An 8,844-nucleotide genomic window follows, 5' to 3' on the forward strand; every position below is an offset into this window, starting at 1 on the left:
TTCCGGGACATCAAGATCTCGGTGAAGCACAACGATCCGGTGGTGATGGTCAACGCCTACCGCCGGCTGGCGGCTCAGTGTGACTATCCGCTGCATCTGGGTGTGACGGAGGCGGGTCCGGCGTTCCAGGGGACGATCAAGTCGGCGGTGGCGTTCGGTGCGCTGTTGAGTGAGGGGATCGGGGACACGATCCGGGTGTCGCTGTCGGCGCCTCCGGCGGAGGAGGTCAAGGTCGGCATCCAGATTCTGGAGTCGCTGAATCTGCGGCAGCGGCGGCTGGAGATCGTCTCGTGTCCGTCGTGCGGTCGGGCGCAGGTGGATGTGTACAAGCTCGCGGACCAGGTGACGGCCGGTCTGGAGGGTATGGAGGTCCCGCTGCGGGTGGCGGTCATGGGGTGTGTGGTGAACGGTCCGGGTGAGGCGCGCGAAGCGGATCTGGGGGTGGCGTCAGGCAATGGCAAGGGGCAGATCTTCGTCAAGGGCGAGGTCATCAAGACCGTGCCGGAGTCGAAGATCGTGGAGACCCTGATCGACGAGGCCATGAACATCGCGCGGCGCATGGCGGACGAGGGGGTCCCGTCGGGTACCCCGGACGTCACCGTGAGCTGATACACCGAGGAGGGGAACCGACCGTGCAGCCGTTGCTGGAGAACATCCGGGGCCCGCACGACCTCAAGGCGCTGACCGGTGAGGAACTGGCCGCGCTCGCCCAGGAGATCAGGGAGTTCCTGATCGAAGCGGTGGCCAGGACCGGGGGCCATCTGGGACCGAATCTCGGCGTGGTCGAGCTGTCCATAGCCCTGCACCGCGTCTTCGACTCGCCCGCCGATCGCATCCTGTGGGACACCGGCCACCAGTCCTACGTCCACAAACTGCTCACCGGCCGCCAGGACTTCTCCAAGCTCCGCCACAAGGGCGGGCTGTCCGGCTATCCGTCACGGGCCGAGTCCGAGCACGACATCATCGAGAACAGCCATGCCTCCACCGTGCTGGGCTGGGCCGACGGCCTGGCCAAGGCCAATGAGGTGCACGGCCGCACCGACCATGTGGTGGCCGTCATCGGGGACGGGGCGCTGACCGGCGGGATGGCCTGGGAGGCGCTCAACAACATCGCCGCCGCCCGGGACCGTCCGCTGGTCATCGTCGTCAACGACAACGAGCGCTCCTACTCGCCGACCATCGGCGGGCTCGCCAACCACCTCGCCACCCTGCGCACCACCGACGGCTACGAGCGCTTCCTGGCCTGGGGCAAGGACGTGCTGCAGCGCACCCCCGTGGTCGGCCAGCCGCTGTACGGGTCGCTGCACGGCGCCAAGAAGGGGTTCAAGGACGCCTTCGCGCCGCAGGGCATGTTCGAGGACCTGGGGCTGAAGTACGTCGGCCCCATCGACGGCCATGACACCGAGGCGGTCGAGTCGGCCCTGCACCGCGCCAAGCGGTTCCACGGCCCGGTCCTCGTCCACTGCCTCACCGAGAAGGGGCGGGGCTACCCGCCCGCGCTGGAGGACGAGGCGGATCATTTCCACACCGTGGCCGCGATGGACCCGCTCACCTGCGCGCCGCTGACCCCCTCCGGCGGCCGCTCATGGACCTCGGTGTTCGGCGAGGAGATGGTGCGGATCGGCGCCGAGCGGCCCGATGTGGTCGCCCTCACCGCCGCGATGCTGCACCCCGTGGGCCTCGCCCGCTTCGCCGAGGCATACCCCGAGCGGGTGTGGGACGTGGGCATCGCCGAGCAGCACGCGGCGGTCTCGGCGGCCGGGCTGGCCACCGGCGGACTCCACCCGGTCCTCGCCGTCTACGCCACCTTCCTCAACCGCGCCTTCGACCAGCTGCTGATGGATGTCGCCCTGCACCAGTGCGGTGTGACGTTCGTCCTGGACCGGGCCGGTGTCACCGGCACCGATGGCCCGAGCCACAACGGCATGTGGGACATGTCCGTCCTCCAGGTGGTGCCGGGGCTGCGGATCGCCGCCCCGCGCGACGCCGACCAGCTCCGTGCCCAGCTGCGCGAGGCGATCGACGTGGCCGACGCGCCGACCGTCATCCGCTTCCCCAAGGAGTCGGTGGGGGAGCCGATTCCGGCGATCGACCGGGTGGGCGGGATGGACGTCCTGCGCCGGGGCGAGGACGTCCTCCTCGTGGCGGCGGGGGTCCTGGCCCCCGTCGCGCTGCGCGCCGCCGAGCTGCTGGCCGGGCGCGAGATCGGCTGCACGGTGGTGGATCCGCGCTGGGTCAAGCCCGTCGATCCCGAGCTGCCCGCACTCGCGGCGCGCCACCGGCTGGTGGCGGTCGTGGAGGACAATGTGCGCACCGGCGGGGTGGGCGCGGCGGTCGCCCAGACGCTGCGGGACGCCGAAGTCGACCTGCCGGTACGGACGTTCGGCATCCCCGAGGCGTTCCTGGCGCATGCCAAGCGCGGTGAGGTGCTCGCCGACATCGGGCTCACCCCCGCCGAGATCGCGGGCCGGATCGGGGCGGCCCTGACCCGTATCGAGGCGGCCCACCCGGAGCGGGCGAGCGCCGCCGCCGGGGCCCGTACCTCTGCCGGGGCCCGTACCGCCGCCAAGGAGAGCCAGGCATGACAGCAGCCGAGCAGCAGCAGCGGCGTTCGGGCTTCGACCTCGGGAAGCTGCTGGCCGAGCGCGCTTCGGAGCGGTACGAGCTGCACACCCGGCACCTCAACCACCAGCTGCCCCGGATGCTGCACACCATCGGGTTCGACAAGGTCTACGAGCGGGCCGAGGGCGCGTACTTCTGGGACGACGAGGGCCAGGACTACCTCGACATGCTCGCCGGATTCGGGGTGATGGGCCTGGGCCGCCACCACCCCGTGGTCCGCAAGGCGCTGCACGACGTCCTGGACGCCGACCTGGCCGATCTGACCCGCTTCGACTGCCAGCCGCTGCCCGGTCTGCTGGCCGAGCGGCTGCTGACCCACGCCCCCCATCTGGACCGGGTCTTCTTCGGCAACAGTGGCACCGAGGCCGTCGAGACGGCCCTGAAGTTCGCCCGCTACGCCACCCGCAAGCCGCGCGTCCTGTACTGCGCCCACGCCTTCCACGGGCTGACCACCGGCTCGCTGTCGGTCAACGGCGAGGACGGCTTCCGCAAGGGGTTCGCCCCGCTGCTGCCCGACACCCCGATCGAGATGGGCGACCTCGACGCGCTGGAGCGGGAGCTGGCACGCGGGGACGTGGCGGGGTTCGTGGTGGAGCCCATCCAGGGCAAGGGGGTGCACGAGACCCCGCCCGGCTTTCTGCGCGCCGCGCAGGAGCTGCTCCACCGTCACAAGGCCCTGCTCATCGCGGACGAGGTGCAGACCGGCCTCGGCCGCACCGGGGACTTCTTCGCCTACAGCCACGAGGACGGCGTCGAACCGGATCTGGTGTGCGTGGCCAAGGCCCTCTCCGGCGGCTATGTGCCGGTCGGCGCGACCCTCGGCAAGGACTGGATCTTCAAAAAGGTCTATTCGTCGATGGACCGGGTGCTGGTCCACTCGGCCAGCTTCGGCGCCAACGCCCAGGCCATGGCGGCCGGGCTCGCCGTCCTCGCCGTCATGGAGGACGAGGAGGTCGTGGCCAACGCCCGCCGCACCGGTGAGCTGCTGCGCGACCGCCTCGCCGCGCTGGTGGACCGCTACGAGCTGCTGCACGACGTCCGCGGCCGGGGGCTGATGGTCGGCATCGAGTTCGGCAGACCCAGCTCACTGGGGCTGCGCGGCCGGTGGACGATGCTCCAGGCGGCGCGCAAGGGGCTGTTCGCGCAGATGGTCGTCGTCCCGCTGCTGCGGCGCCATCGCATCCTCACCCAGGTGTCCGGCGACCATCTGGAGGTCATTAAGCTGATCCCGCCGCTGATCATCGGTGAGCGGGAAGTGGACCGTTTCGTCGAGGCGTTCACAGCGGTCATGGACGACGCACACGACGGCGGCGGCCTGATCTGGGACTTCGGCCGGACGCTGGTCAAACAGGCGGTGGCCAACCGCTGACCGATGGGGGACCCCGCATGATCGACGCGACCGCCGTACGGGCCGTGAACACGCTGACGGCGCGGTGGGCGCGGGCGGCCGTGGCGGACGAGGGCACGGCCTTCGCCGCCACCGGGGTCTGGCCGCTGCTCGCCCTGCTCACGGGCGGTGCCGGCGGCCCGGCCCGTCAGGAGCTGGAGGGCGCGCTGGGCGTCGCCGCGGACGGGGCGACGGCGCTCGGCGGGCAGCTGCTCGGATCGCTGGACGCCATGGACGGCGTCCGCGCGGCCACCGGGCTGTGGACCCGTCAGGATCTGCCGATCCGGCCCGAGTGGGAGGCCGCGCTGCCCCCGGGCGTACGGTCCACGCTGACCGGGGACGCCGAGCGCGACCGCAAGGAGCTGGACGGCTGGGCGTCCCGGCGCACCGGGGGCGCGATCGCCGAGATGCCGGTGCCGCTCACCCCCGACACCCGGCTGGTGCTGGCCGGAGCGCTCACGGTGGAGACGGCCTGGCTCCAGCCGTTCCGGCCGGGGTGGCTGCGGCCGATGCACGGCCCGTGGCGGGACCGGTCGCGGGGGGGGGGCGCGCCCACACCACCCACACCCCCCCGCCCCCCCCCCGCCCGAGCCGTCCCGGTGACGCCTACTGCGCGCCGGGGCGGACCAGCCCGCTCTCGTAGGCGTAGACGGCGGCCTGTACCCGGTCGCGCAGCCCCAGCTTGGTCAGCACATGGCCCACATGCGTCTTGACCGTGGTCTCGCTGACGAACAGATCGGCGGCGATCTCCGCGTTGGACAGCCCCCGGGCCACCAGCTTCAGCACCTCGACCTCGCGCTCGGTCAGCGTGTGCAGGGTGTCCGGCACCGGCTCCTCGCCCGACGGCAGATGCCCGGCGTACTTGTCCAGCAGCCTGCGGGTGATGCTGGGCGCCAGCATCGCCTCGCCCGCCGCCACCACGCGGATGGCCTGCACCAGTTCGGTGGCGGGCGCGTCCTTCAGCAGGAAGCCGCTGGCCCCGGCGCGCAGCGCCTCCACCACGTACTCGTCCAGGTCGAAGGTGGTCAGCACCAGCACCTTGGCCGGGCCGTCCCGCCCCGGGCCGGTGATCTGGCGGGTCGCCTCCACGCCGTCCATCCGCGGCATCCGGATGTCCATCAGGACCACATCGGGCTGGAGCGCCCGCACCTGGTCGAGGGCCTGCAGACCGTCCCCGGCCTCACCGACGACCGCCAGATCCTGCTCCGCCTCCAGAATCATCCGGAAACCGGTGCGCAGCAGCGGTTGATCATCGACCAGTAGGACGCGGATCGCCACGGGAACTCCCTCTCCTAGACCGCGTCCATTCTGCCCGCCCGTCGCCCACCACCACCCTCAGGGGGGCGCTACGCGGCTGCCTCAATTCTGCACAGGCACAATCGCCAGCGGATACGGCGGCGGCGTACCCCCGAATTCCGGACAGTGTGCCTGGTGGTCGCACCAGCCGCAGAGCCTGGTCTGCCGGGGCACGAAGGCACCGGTCTCCGTGGCCAGCCGGATCGCCTCCCACAGCGCCAGCACCTTGCGCTCCACGGCCCGCAGATCCCGCTCCTCCGGGTCGTACGTCAGCACATCCCCGCTGCCCAGATAGACCAGCTGGAGCCGGCGCGGGAGCACCCCGCGCAGCCGCCACACCACCAGGGCGTAGAACTTCATCTGGAACAGTGCCTCGCCCGCGTACTGCGGCGCGGGGGCCTTGCCCGTCTTGTAGTCCACGATCCGCACATCACCGGTGGGGGCGATGTCGATCCGGTCGATGATTCCACGGAGCGTCAGCCCGGACTCGAGCTCCGTCTCCACGAACAGCTCGCGCTCCGCGGGCTCCAGACGGGTCGGATCCTCCAGCGAGAACCACTGCTCCACCAGCTTCTGGGCCCCCGTCAGCCACTCGGCCAGCCGGTCCGGCGCCGGAGTGCCGTCCTCCTCCTGGAACAGCTCCGCCAGCTCCGGCTTGGCCGCCAGCAGTCGCTCCCACTCGCCCGGCACCATCGACCGGGCCCGCGGGGCGGTGCGGTCGGCGGCCGGGGCGTCGAAGAGCCGCTCCAGCACCGCGTGGACCACGGTGCCGCGGGTGGCCGCCGCGCTGGGCTTCTCCGGCAGTTTGTCGATCACTCGGAAGCGGTACAGCAACGGACACCGCATGAAGTCGGCCGCCCGTGAGGGTGACAACGAGGCGGCGGGGGCGGACTTCGGTGGCCCGTCGGAGGATTCGGCCTTCCCGGTGGTGGTTCCCGTGGTGGTTCCCATGGCGAAGACCCTACGACCCGCCACCGACAGCCGGACGCATACCATCGACGTTCGAGCCCCCGGCACTGCATGATCGTGGGGACCGTATCAAAAAGAAGGGTGCGACCGAGCATCCGACGAGGGGACACCGTGGACAACAGCGGGCAGCGGCAGTCCGACAACGGGGAATCGGACCGCGCGACCGAGCCCGAGGGCGGTAAGCAGCCGCGCCCACGCGACGTGGGCGGCGGCATTCTCATGGGCCGGCCCTTCGGCGTGCCCGTGTACGTCTCGCCCAGCTGGTTCCTGGTCGCCGCCCTCATCACCTGGGTCTTCGGCGGCCAGCTCGACCGGGTGCTGCCCGAGCTCGGCGCCGCCCGGTATCTGGTCTCGCTCTTCTTCGCGGTGGCCTTCTACGCCTCGGTGCTGGTGCACGAGCTCGCCCACACCGTGGCCGCGCTCCGCTTCAAGCTGCCGGTGCGCCGGATCCAGCTGCAGTTCTTCGGCGGGGTCTCGGAGATCGAGAAGGAGACCGAGACCCCGGGCCGGGAGTTCGTGCTCGCCTTCGTCGGCCCGCTGCTCTCCCTGGTCCTGTCGGGCGTGTTCTACCTCGGCATGATGGTCGTGGAGCCCGGCACCGTGCCCGGGGTGCTGCTCGCCGGGCTGATGATCTCCAACCTGATCGTGGCCGCGTTCAACCTGCTGCCCGGGCTGCCGCTGGACGGCGGGCGGATGCTGCGCGCCGTCGTCTGGAAGATCAGCGGCAGGCCCATGACCGGCACCGTCGCCGCCGCCTGGAGCGGCCGCGCGCTCGCCGTCGCGGTGCTCATCGGGCTGCCGCTGCTCACCCAGGCGGGCGGGCTCGGCGACGAACCCAAGAGCTTCGGCAGCGTCGACTCGCTCACCGACGCGCTGCTGGCCGCCATACTCGCCGCGATCATCTGGACCGGCGCGGGCAACAGCCTGCGGATGGCCCGGCTGCGGGAGCGGCTGCCGGACCTGCGCGCCCGTACGCTCACCAGGCGCGCCGTCCCCGTGGCGGCCGACACCCCGCTCTCCGAGGCGCTGCGCCGGGCGAACGAGGCCGGGGCCCGCGCCCTGGTCGTGGTGGACGGCCACGGCGCCCCGACCGCCGTGGTACGTGAGGCGGCCATCGTGGGGATCCCCGAGCACCGCCGCCCCTGGGTCGCGGTCAGCGGTCTCGCCCAGGATCTCAAGGACGGTATGCGGGTCTCCGCCGAGCTCACCGGCGAGGAACTGCTGGACACCCTGCGGGCCACCCCGGCCACCGAGTACCTGGTGATCGAGGAGACCGGCGAGATCTACGGGGTGCTCTCCACGGCCGATGTCGAGCGCGCCTTCGTGGCGGCGATGGCCAGGACGCCCTCCGGCCGCTCCTGAGGCCCCCGGGCGTGGTCCGGGCACGGCGAAGTGCCCGGTAGGCTGTTCACATGTCCGAACCGACCGGTGCCGCCCGCCGTCGCGGGCCCTTCCAGGTCGGGGACCAGGTCCAGCTCACCGACCCCAAGGGACGCCACTACACCTTCACGCTCGAGTCCGGGAAGAACTTCCACACCCACAAGGGATCCTTCCCCCATGACGAGCTGATCGGTGCCCCCGAGGGAACCGTCGTGCGCACCACGGGAAACGTCGCGTATCTCGCGCTGCGCCCCCTGCTCCCCGACTATGTCCTGTCCATGCCACGCGGGGCCGCCGTGGTCTACCCCAAGGACGCGGGGCAAATCTTGGCGATGGCCGACATTTTCCCCGGCGCACGTGTCGTCGAGGCGGGCGTCGGCTCCGGCTCGCTCTCCACGTTCCTGCTGCGGGCCATCGGCGACCAGGGCATGCTGCACTCCTACGAGCGCCGGGCCGACTTCGCCGAGATCGCCGCCCAGAACGTCGAGCGCTACTTCGGCGCCCCGCACCCCGCCTGGCGGCTCACCGTCGGCGACCTCCAGGACAACCTCAGCGACACCGACGTGGACCGCGTGATCCTGGACATGCTCGCCCCCTGGGAGTGCCTGGAGCCGGTGTCCAAGGCGCTCGTCCCCGGCGGCATCCTGTGCGCGTACGTCGCCACCACCACCCAGCTCGCCCGCACCGTGGAGGCCATCCGCGAGCACGGCACCTTCAACGAGCCGTCGGCCTGGGAGACCATGGTGCGCACCTGGCACGTGGAGGGCCTGGCGGTACGGCCCGACCACCGCATGATCGGCCACACCGGCTTCCTGCTCACCGCCCGCCGGCTCGCGGACGGTGTGGAGCCCCCGATGCGCCGCCGCAGGCCCGCCAAGGGCGCCTACGGCGAGGACTACGTGGGCTGGGGCACCGCCAAGGAGTCCGGTGCCGTCAAGGAGACCGGTGCCGCCAAGGACACCGGCACAGCCAAGGACATCGGCAACGCCGAGGACACCGGTGCCACGGACGCCTCAGGAGGCGACAGGCGCCCCTCCGGCGGCCAGGACACCCCCTCCGGCGACGCCTGACGGCCGTCCGGGACCCGTCCGGCGGCCACCCGAGGCCCGTCCGGCGGGAACCGGCGCCACAACGGCTCGGCGCGGCCCCCCCATTCCGCGGGGGGGGGGGGGGGGCGCGCCCCCGGGAGA

General features: G+C 71.8%; 8 protein-coding genes. 6 read left to right on the forward strand and 2 right to left on the reverse strand.

Annotation, left to right across the window (positions count from 1 at the left end):
• From ACFXB5_RS45800 to ACFXB5_RS45815, 4 genes are all read left to right on the forward strand, one after another.
• A partial coding sequence (locus ACFXB5_RS45800) for a flavodoxin-dependent (E)-4-hydroxy-3-methylbut-2-enyl-diphosphate synthase (RefSeq protein ID WP_385219909.1) occupies positions 1 to 609 on the forward strand: 609 nt, incomplete at its 5' end.
• A 23-nt stretch (positions 610 to 632) separates the two neighbouring features.
• On the forward strand, positions 633 to 2,585 hold the full coding sequence (gene dxs, locus ACFXB5_RS45805) for a 1-deoxy-D-xylulose-5-phosphate synthase (protein ID WP_385219911.1): 1,953 nt from the start codon (positions 633 to 635) through the stop codon (positions 2,583 to 2,585).
• A complete protein-coding gene (locus tag ACFXB5_RS45810; RefSeq protein WP_385219912.1) occupies positions 2,582 to 3,991 on the forward strand; it encodes an aspartate aminotransferase family protein in 1,410 nt (469 codons plus the stop codon). The genes dxs and ACFXB5_RS45810 overlap by 4 nt, the downstream gene beginning before the upstream one ends.
• A 17-nt stretch (positions 3,992 to 4,008) precedes the next feature.
• Positions 4,009 to 4,722 carry a serpin family protein gene (locus ACFXB5_RS45815; protein ID WP_385219914.1) on the forward strand — a complete coding sequence of 238 codons (714 nt, stop codon included), beginning with the start codon at positions 4,009 to 4,011 and terminating at the stop codon, positions 4,720 to 4,722.
• Here the strand turns inward: ACFXB5_RS45815 and ACFXB5_RS45820 are convergent.
• Positions 4,616 to 5,287 carry a response regulator transcription factor gene (locus tag ACFXB5_RS45820; RefSeq protein WP_009719179.1) on the reverse strand — a complete coding sequence of 224 codons (672 nt, stop codon included), beginning with the start codon at positions 5,285 to 5,287 and terminating at the stop codon, positions 4,616 to 4,618. The genes ACFXB5_RS45815 and ACFXB5_RS45820 overlap by 107 nt on opposite strands.
• 81 nt (positions 5,288 to 5,368) lie before the next feature.
• Positions 5,369 to 6,256: a RecB family exonuclease gene (locus ACFXB5_RS45825; protein ID WP_385219915.1), complete on the reverse strand. Its 888-nt coding sequence runs from the start codon at positions 6,254 to 6,256 to the stop codon at positions 5,369 to 5,371.
• A 129-nt stretch (positions 6,257 to 6,385) separates the two neighbouring features.
• Between ACFXB5_RS45825 and ACFXB5_RS45830 the strand changes: the two genes are divergently transcribed.
• Together ACFXB5_RS45830 and ACFXB5_RS45835 are read left to right on the forward strand one after the other, a co-directional pair.
• Positions 6,386 to 7,636, forward strand: a complete 1,251-nt coding sequence (locus ACFXB5_RS45830) for a site-2 protease family protein (RefSeq protein ID WP_201853989.1) — start codon at positions 6,386 to 6,388, stop codon at positions 7,634 to 7,636.
• Positions 7,637 to 7,686: 50 nt separating this feature from the next.
• Positions 7,687 to 8,724 carry a tRNA (adenine-N1)-methyltransferase gene (locus ACFXB5_RS45835; protein WP_385219917.1) on the forward strand — a complete coding sequence of 346 codons (1,038 nt, stop codon included), beginning with the start codon at positions 7,687 to 7,689 and terminating at the stop codon, positions 8,722 to 8,724.
• Positions 8,725 to 8,844 lie beyond the last annotated feature (120 nt).

Origin of the sequence: Streptomyces sp. NPDC059455 (genome assembly GCF_042750115.1) — a bacterium.
GTDB lineage: Bacteria > Actinomycetota > Actinomycetes > Streptomycetales > Streptomycetaceae > Streptomyces > Streptomyces endocoffeicus.

What these genes read in the sequence shown, in the direction of transcription:
- ACFXB5_RS45835 (WP_385219917.1), top strand. Translation starts at nt 7,687, where the DNA reads ATGTCCGAACCGACCGGTGCCGCCCGCCGTCGCGGGCCCTTCCAGGTC.
- ACFXB5_RS45815 (WP_385219914.1), top strand. Translation starts at nt 4,009, where the DNA reads ATGATCGACGCGACCGCCGTACGGGCCGTGAACACGCTGACGGCGCGG.
- ACFXB5_RS45825 (WP_385219915.1), bottom strand. Translation starts at nt 6,256, where the DNA reads ATGGGAACCACCACGGGAACCACCACCGGGAAGGCCGAATCCTCCGAC.
- ACFXB5_RS45810 (WP_385219912.1), top strand. Translation starts at nt 2,582, where the DNA reads ATGACAGCAGCCGAGCAGCAGCAGCGGCGTTCGGGCTTCGACCTCGGG.